The organism is Winogradskyella poriferorum (assembly GCF_050618035.1).
In the GTDB taxonomy this organism is placed as follows: Bacteria; Bacteroidota; Bacteroidia; order Flavobacteriales; family Flavobacteriaceae; genus Winogradskyella; species Winogradskyella poriferorum_A.
In genome coordinates this window covers 1-222 of record NZ_JBODPY010000227.1, presented here as the reverse complement: position 1 = coordinate 222, position 222 = coordinate 1, and the positions used below count along the sequence as shown (strand labels likewise).

Below are 222 nucleotides of genomic sequence, written 5' to 3'. Positions count from 1 at the left end.
ATGTTAAGGCTTTGGGCAGGTTATGGAAGAAGTCATGGTTTTAAGCTCAATTTTATTCGTATAGACGCTAATGAAGATGGGGTAGCCTATGCACAGGAATTATCTAGTCATTATAGCGAGTTAAGCTTTCAACATCTCGACATTTTTTCTGAAGAATGTAAACGATTAGATTTTGATATAGCGCTATCCACGCTTTTTTTACATCAGTTTAAGAGCGATGAT

Annotated in this window: 1 pseudogene; it reads left to right on the top strand. The window is 36.0% G+C overall.

Going from position 1 to position 222, the window contains the following annotated elements:
* A pseudogene (locus tag ACRHOC_RS15570) lies at positions 1 to 222 on the top strand (methyltransferase); the annotation flags it as partial.